The 6791-nt window shown below is 61.8% G+C and carries 6 protein-coding genes; all 6 read left to right on the top strand.

Annotated features, from left to right (window positions below; translation table 11 throughout):
• Window positions 1–91: 91 nt before the first annotated feature.
• Window positions 92–952, top strand: coding sequence for an ABC transporter permease (locus tag ACTHL0_RS12080; protein ID WP_440566980.1), 861 nt, complete (start codon window positions 92–94; stop codon window positions 950–952).
• Between the two features lie 104 nt (window positions 953–1056).
• Window positions 1057–2424 (top strand): sensor histidine kinase, encoded by a 1368-nt coding sequence (locus ACTHL0_RS12075; RefSeq protein ID WP_440566979.1) that lies wholly within the window; start codon window positions 1057–1059, stop codon window positions 2422–2424.
• 4 nt (window positions 2425–2428) lie between these two features.
• Window positions 2429–3103 (top strand): response regulator, encoded by a 675-nt coding sequence (locus ACTHL0_RS12070; RefSeq protein ID WP_440566978.1) that lies wholly within the window; start codon window positions 2429–2431, stop codon window positions 3101–3103.
• Between the two features lie 136 nt (window positions 3104–3239).
• A complete protein-coding gene (locus ACTHL0_RS12065; protein ID WP_440566977.1) occupies window positions 3240–4466 on the top strand; it encodes a porin in 1227 nt (408 codons plus the stop codon).
• 319 nt (window positions 4467–4785) lie between these two features.
• Window positions 4786–6411, top strand: coding sequence for a methyl-accepting chemotaxis protein (locus tag ACTHL0_RS12060; protein ID WP_440566975.1), 1626 nt, complete (start codon window positions 4786–4788; stop codon window positions 6409–6411).
• Entirely contained in the window at window positions 6408–6728 is a 321-nt protein-coding gene (locus ACTHL0_RS12055) for a DUF3579 domain-containing protein (RefSeq protein WP_440566974.1), read from the top strand. Before ACTHL0_RS12060 ends, ACTHL0_RS12055 begins: the two co-directional genes overlap by 4 nt.
• Window positions 6729–6791 lie beyond the last annotated feature (63 nt).

The following is a 6791-nucleotide window of genomic DNA, read 5'->3' as shown; positions in this document are numbered from 1 at the left end:
TCATCGAACTCTCGCGCGACATTTGGCACGACCTGCGCGAAGAAGTGCAGATTGCTTGACTTTGAATACCGGAAAGACTGAGATGTCTACTATGGCTACTACCTTCGAACAACCCAAAGCGAGCCCGTTGGAATCGTCGCTCGCCGAGGTGGAAAAAGCGGCGCAGCGCCGGCTGCGTCAGCGTCGCGCATTGATCATCGGCCTGCGCCTGCTCGTGCTGGTCGTCTGGCTCGGCGGCTGGGAGCTCTCCGGCCGGATGAAGTGGATCGACCCGTTCTTCTTCTCGATGCCCTCGCTGATTTTTGCCCAGATCATCGACTGGTTCGCCAACGGCACGTCCCAAGGGCCGCTGCTCACTCAAGTGTGGGTGACGCTCGAGGAGACGGCGATCGGATTCGCGATCGGCTCGGTGGCGGGGGTGATCTGCGGTGTCGTACTCGGCCGCAATAAATTGCTGTCGGACGTCTTCAGCATCTACATCCAGGTTGCCAATTCGATCCCCCGGGTCGTGCTCGGCTCCGTGTTCGTGATCGCGCTCGGCTTGGGCATGGCATCGAAGGTGGCGCTCGCCGTCGTCATGGTGTTCTTCGTCGTCTTCGGCAATGCCTTCCAAGGTGTGCGCGAGGCCGATCGTTATATGATCGCCAACGCGCAGATTCTTGGTGCGTCGAAGCGGCAACTGACGACGGCCGTCGTCATTCCGTCGGCACTGTCCTGGATTCTGGCAAGCTTGCACGTGAGCTTCGGCTTCGCGCTCGTCGGTGCGGTTGTCGGCGAATTCCTGGGCTCGAAGCAGGGTATCGGCCTCTTGATCTCCACGGCGCAAGGCGCGTTCAACGCAAGCGGCGTGTTTGCGGCGATGATCGTGTTGGCCGTCGTGGCATTGGCTTGCGACTACTTGCTGACCCGTCTGGAAAAGCGCCTGCTGAAATGGAGACCCGCCGCGTTCTGACATATTGCGCCGCGAAGGCGCATTGGATCCGGCCGGCTCGTCCCGTGCCGACGCCGCGCGCGTCGGTTCGGCACGAGCCAAACTTGTTTATAGGGCGTCAATCGATGATGCATAGTCTGCGCGCCCGCTTGCTGTGGTGGGTGCTGTTGCCGTTGGCGGCATTCATGTTCGTTGCGGGGATGATGTCCTATGACGCGGCGCGCCAGACGGCCGCTTTGCTGCAGGACAACGCGCTGCTCGCGTCGGCGCGCACCATCGGCGAAGACATCGAGTGGAGCAACGGCGCGCTGACGGCCGATGTTCCGCCCGCGGCGCTGGAAATATTCGAATCGCCGTACCAGGACCACGTTTTCTACAGAATCGTCGCGGGTGATCGGCTGTTGGGCGGCACGCCCGAGCTCGCACTGCCCAGCACGGATACAGTCTATCCGGTGTTTTACGATACGACGCTCGACGGCCAATCGATTCGAGCCGTGGCGTACCAGCGGCAGCTTTACAGCTCGGGTTCGACGTTGTCCGTGGTGGTGGTGGTGGGCAAGACGCAGGCGTCGCGCGAAGGAATGCTGGCCGAACTGTGGCATCCTCAACTGATCCGGCAAGGCTTGATGCTGGTGCTCGCCGTGGTGCTCGTGCTCATCGGCCTGACGAGCGAGCTGCGTCCGCTCATGAAGTTGAAGGACGATGTAGCTGATCGCGATCCGATGCAGCTCGAGCCGGTCCGCGTCGATCATCTCCCGACTGAACTTAGGCCGATCGTCGATGCGATTAATCAGTGCATTGCGCGGCTCAAGCTGCACACGAGTACGCAGCGACAGTTCATCGCCGATGCCGCGCATCAACTGCGCACACCGCTGACGCTGCTCGATACGCAGGTACAGTGTGCGCGCCAATGCGTGAACGATGAGCCTGCGTTGACCGATGCACTGGCGGGCATTCATCGGACGAGCCGCAAGATGACGGAGATGACGAATCAATTGCTGCTCCTCGCACGGGCGGAATCGGCGCCGGCGCCTGCACCGGATGTCGCAGTCGATATGACGCAGGTCGTGTCGTCGGTGCTCGAAGAGTTGATCTTGGCCGCGCAGCGTCGCGAGATCGATCTCGGTGCGGAGCTCGAAGGCGATCTGCGTGTGGCGGGAAGCGCGCAATTGTTGACCGCGCTCGTGTCCAATCTCGTCGACAACGCGATTCGCTATACGCAGGCGGGGGGCTCGGTGACCGCGCGCTGCCGGCATGTTGGCGATGAGGTGGTCCTGGACGTCATCGATAACGGGCCCGGTATTCCGGCCGAAATGCGCGCTCACGTATTCGAACGCTTCTACCGCGGGATGACAGACGTGGAGGGAACGGGCCTGGGTCTCGCCATCGTCCAGCGCATCGCGCAGACGCATGGCGGAACGGTCGCGGTTGCGCCGGGAAAGGGGCGGGTGGGGCTTGTCGCCACCGTGCGCCTGCCGGCTTGGAAGGATTGAAACAATGAAGCTGCTGCTTGTTGAAGACAATGCCGACTTATCGCATTGGATCGTGAATTTGCTGCAAGGCGAGAACTTCGCCGTCGATTGCGTGCCGGACGGGGAATCGGCCGACGCCGTGCTGCTGACCGAACGCTACGACGTCATCCTGCTCGATATGCGGCTGCCGCGCATGAGCGGCAAGGACGTGCTGGCCAGGCTGCGGCGCCGCGGCGACAACGCCCCGGTGCTGATGCTCACGGCGCATGGATCGATCGATGATAAGGTGGACTGCTTCAGTGCGGGGGCCGACGATTACGTCGTCAAGCCGTTCGATGCGCGCGAGCTGATTGCTCGCATCAAAGCGCTGATACGCCGGCAAGCGGGCGGCAAGTCGACTTCGCTGGTTTGTGGCGATTTGCACTACAACACGAACACGCGCGAGTTCAGCCATCAAGAGGCGCCGCTCGCGTTGCGGCGGCGCGAGCACGCGATCCTCGAAGCGCTGATGCTCAAGCAAGGCAAAACGGTATCGAAGACAGCGCTGATGGACAGCGTGTATAGCCTCGAAGACGAGCCGAGCGCCGATGCGATCGACATCTACATTCATCGGTTGCGCAAACATCTGACGCATTCGACTGCACAAATCATGACGCTGCGCGGGCTCGGCTATGTATTGCGGGCGAAGGACGGCTCTTAATGATTTGCTTAGTCCGTTCTGCCGTTCGAGTTGCATGACTGCGTCAATCATTTTAAGTGAAACTACTTAGTTGTACTAAACATACACGAAAGGAGCGTGAAGGATAGCGGCGCATACGATTGTCTCCATTGCGGCGATGCCAAGCGATGCACCTGATGCAGCGCGTGCGAGCGCAAGAACAAAATTTCAACGCAGTAAAGAGGAGACGATCTTGAAAAAGACGTATCGCACATTGGCGCTGACGGCAGGCGCTCTGGTAGCTACTGGCGCGCATGCGCAATCGAACGTTCAGCTCTATGGTTTGATGGACCTGAGCGTGCCGACCTATATCACGCACGCCAATGCAAACGGCGATCACAAGCTCGGTATGGGCAATGACGGCGAGCCGTGGTTCAGCGGCAGCCGTTGGGGCTTGCAGGGTAAAGAAGATCTGGGCGGCGGCAACAAGCTGATCTTCCGCCTCGAGAGCGAATACGTCGTTGCTAATGGCCAGATGGAAGATTCCGGTCAGATTTTCGACCGCGATGCATGGGTCGGGCTCGAAAACGACACGATCGGTAAGTTCACGGCTGGTTTCCAGAATACGATCGCCCGCGACGCCGCAGCGATCTACGGCGATCCTTACGGCAGCGCCCAGCTTCGCTACGAAGAGGGCGGCTGGACGAATTCGAACAACTTCAAGCAGATGATTTTCTACGCAGGCGGCGCAACGGGTACCCGTTACGAGAACGGCCTCGCGTGGAAGAAGTTGTTCAAGAACGGGTTGTTCTTGAGCGCGGGCTACGCGTTCAGCAACTCGACGGCGTTTGCGACGGGCAGCACGTACCAGGCTGCGATTGGCTACAACGGTGGCCCGTTCAACGTATCGAGCTTCTACAACCACGTGAACAACGGCGGCAACGTCGATCAGACGTGGTCGCTGGGTGGTAACTACACGTTCGGCATCGCACGCGTCAACGCAGGCTACTTCCGCTATCTCGGCAATCAAGGCTCGCTTGGTCAGCGCCAGGACAACGCCTGGACGGTGTCGTTCAAGCTTGCGCCGAAGGGCCCGCTCGACTACGAGATCGGCTATCAGCAAATGCGTGTGCATAACGCGGCTTACACGAAGGCTGATTCCAACGGCGACGGCGGCGGCCTGATCCCGAATGCCAACCTCTCTTCGAATTTCGATCCGGCGGGCGGCACGCACAACGGCTTCAAGGAAACGGTTTACGCCTCGACGTTCTACCATCTGTCGAAACGCACGGAGCTTTATCTGGCCGGCGACTACATGAAGCTGCATGGTGGCTACACGGTCGGCTCGACGTTCGGGCGTGACACCCAGCTTGAAGTGACGACGGGTATCCGCACCCGCTTCTGATCTTCGGTACCTGCTCCAAGACGTTGCCGATTGCAGTCGGCAATTCATGGGCGGCGGCGAGTGACTTCGCTGGCCGCCTTTTTTTTACGATCCGGAGTTGGTGCTTCAGCACCTTACTCCGGTCTTATGCAAAGCTAGATCCGGAGTTGGTGCTTCAGCACCTTACTCCGGTCTTATGCAAAGCTAGATCCGGAGTGGGTGCTTCAGCACCTTACTCCGGTCTTATGCAGGGCTAGATCCGGAGTTGGTGCTTCAGCACTTGCTGCAGCCCCAGGGAAAGCTCCTTCCACCGATCTCAGGCCAAGCACGGGGAAACCGTATGGTAAGGACTACTAACATTCGTGTTGCGTTGACCATGACGATCCTCGGCTATACCGGGGCGCTCCTCTTCGTCATCGCCGCGTCGATCGCAGTGCTCCAATCGGCCAATATCGCGGTCGCGAAGATGTATCACGGCGAGACCGCCGCACTGACGTCACTGGCAGATAGTACCGATCACCTGTCCCAGGCGCGGATCGACCTCGGCAGCTACGAGACGCTCGTGGCGCAAGGCAAGCCGACAGGGCCGACGCTCGAGCGCGTGCACGCCGCGCTGGCGGCCAGCGATCGCGCGCTCACGACGTTCGGCACGCTGCCGCTGTCCAACGATGCGGAGGCATCGCTTGCAGCCGCATTGCGCACGGCGCGCGGCAAGCTCATCAAGGAAGTGATCGCGCCGGAGGTCTCTGCACTCGACCAGGACGACTTCTCCTCGTTTCGCATGATCGAGCGGCAGGCGCCGGAGACGATCTTCACCGACTACAAACAAGCCGCGCAGCAATTGATGGATTTCCAGGTGCAGGCGCAAAGCCGGCACTTCACCGCCGTGCACGACCGCTTTCGCGGCTTGCTGTGGCTGTGTTCCGTCGTCGGTCTCGCATCGGTCGTGTTCGCCGTGCTCGCGCGCAAGTTTTTGCGTGCCGCGATCATCACGCCGATCGGTGCCGCCATCGATCATTTCGAGCGCATCGCCCAGGGCGATCTGACCACGACGATCGACGCATCGGGTGGCGGCGACATGGGCCGGCTGATGGCGGGGCTCGCGCGCATGCAGCAGAGCCTGGCCGCCGCCGTGACGCGCGTGCGTGAAGGCACGGCTGAAATCCGGCACGGCGTGCACGATATGGCGAGCGGCAACGCGGATCTGTCCGAGCGGACCGAGCGCCAGGCCGCCGCGCTCCAGCAGACAGCGGCGAGCCTCGAAGCGCTCACGACATCGGTGGCGGACAACGCGCGCCATGCGAGCGAGGCCAGAGCATTGGCTGAGACGGCATCCACCACCGCACAGCATGGCGGCGAGGCCGTGAGCGAGATCGTCGCGGCGGTTGCCGATATGTCTGCCGATTCCGAGCATATCGTCGACATCATCGGCGCGATCGAGGGCATTGCCTTTCAAACGAACATCCTCGCGCTCAACGCGGCCGTTGAGGCGGCGCGTGCAGGCGAGCAGGGGCGGGGATTTGCCGTCGTCGCGGGTGAAGTGCGCGCGCTGGCTCAACGTTCCGCCGTCGCGGCCAAGGAGATCCGCGAACTGATGACGGCTTCTGTCGCGAAAGTGCAGAGCGGCACACAAGTGGCCGAACGTGCCCGAGCGACGATGGCGAAGGTGGTGGAGGCGGCGCACGAAGTGACTCAGGTGGTCGCCGAGATCAGCGCGGCGTCGACGCGTCAATCGTCGGGCATCGATGAAATCAACGTTGTGGTCTCGCATATGGATCGCACGACGCAGCAGAACGCTGCGCTGGTCGAGCAGGCGGCCGGCGCCGCCGCGTCGCTCGAGGAGCAGGCCCGCATGCTCGACGAAACGGTGGCGGCGTTCCGGCTCCGCGCCGAAGACCGCCCGGCGTCAAAGCGCATGCCGCTATCACAGGGTCTGCCGCCTGCCCACTCGCTCAACCCCGTATGACACCTATCGAAGATCGGCCGCATCGAACCTCCACCTCCAGCCGCCCCGCGCATCGGATCGTCGGCATCACTCACGGCGGCAAGCCGTTTCGTCCGGGCGACTGGGCGGAGCGCCTGGCCGGCGTCATCACCCTCTTTGTCAGAGAGCGGCGGCCGGGCTGCAGCGTCGCATCGACCTGGCTTGCGGTGCCGCTCGTCGATCAGGGTGTCAGGTGTTTGAACGTGTCCGGCGATCTTGCCGAGATTTGCCCCGAGGCTTTCGAATTCGTCATGCGATTCGCCAAGGACAACGAATTGCGGGTTCAAGTCGTCGAGTGAGTGACGACCGACCGGCGGCCAACCGACGACCGACCGACGACCGACGACCGACGACCGACGACC

Source organism: Trinickia sp., from assembly GCF_051961175.1.
GTDB lineage: Bacteria > Pseudomonadota > Gammaproteobacteria > Burkholderiales > Burkholderiaceae > Trinickia.
This window is presented reverse-complemented; position numbering and strand designations above follow the sequence as displayed.

What these genes read in the sequence shown, in the direction of transcription:
- ACTHL0_RS12060 (WP_440566975.1), top strand. Translation starts at nt 4,786, where the DNA reads ATGGTAAGGACTACTAACATTCGTGTTGCGTTGACCATGACGATCCTC.
- ACTHL0_RS12075 (WP_440566979.1), top strand. Translation starts at nt 1,057, where the DNA reads ATGATGCATAGTCTGCGCGCCCGCTTGCTGTGGTGGGTGCTGTTGCCG.
- ACTHL0_RS12070 (WP_440566978.1), top strand. Translation starts at nt 2,429, where the DNA reads ATGAAGCTGCTGCTTGTTGAAGACAATGCCGACTTATCGCATTGGATC.
- ACTHL0_RS12055 (WP_440566974.1), top strand. Translation starts at nt 6,408, where the DNA reads ATGACACCTATCGAAGATCGGCCGCATCGAACCTCCACCTCCAGCCGC.
- ACTHL0_RS12065 (WP_440566977.1), top strand. Translation starts at nt 3,240, where the DNA reads ATGCCAAGCGATGCACCTGATGCAGCGCGTGCGAGCGCAAGAACAAAA.
- ACTHL0_RS12080 (WP_440566980.1), top strand. Translation starts at nt 92, where the DNA reads ATGGCTACTACCTTCGAACAACCCAAAGCGAGCCCGTTGGAATCGTCG.